At 65.5% G+C, this 371-nt stretch carries 1 pseudogene; it reads right to left on the bottom strand.

Going from position 1 to position 371, the window contains the following annotated elements:
* Positions 1–371 (bottom strand): annotated as a pseudogene (locus tag SB771_RS33670) (DNA-binding protein); the annotation flags it as partial.

The following is a 371-nucleotide window of genomic DNA, read 5'->3' as shown; positions in this document are numbered from 1 at the left end:
CGGCTTCGAAACGGGATGGCCAGAATCCCGATGCATGGTCGCATTCGGGGCACGACACTTCGAACCCGTTGTCGCCATGCGACAACTCCGGCTCGCCATCGCAACGCGGGCACCGGCTCGGTACAGGCACCTCGTGATCCAGCGACGTCCCAATTGCGGAAAACGCGTCGGCGTCCAGTTGACCCGCATCAGCCAGACGCCGCATCAGCGCCGAAATCTCGGGGCTCATCCCGCGGCTCGCGCGTAACGTGTTCGCGTCACGCGTTGCGCGCTCGAGCTCGTCGCTCTGGCTGCGTAACTGTTCCTCGAGGCGATCGGCGCGCGCCTTCGCCGCGCTCAGCTGCTGGAGGAAATCGAACTCCTTGCGCTGC

Origin of the sequence: Burkholderia sp. SIMBA_051 (assembly GCF_046534915.1) — a bacterium.
GTDB lineage: Bacteria > Pseudomonadota > Gammaproteobacteria > Burkholderiales > Burkholderiaceae > Burkholderia > Burkholderia ambifaria.
This window is presented reverse-complemented; position numbering and strand designations above follow the sequence as displayed.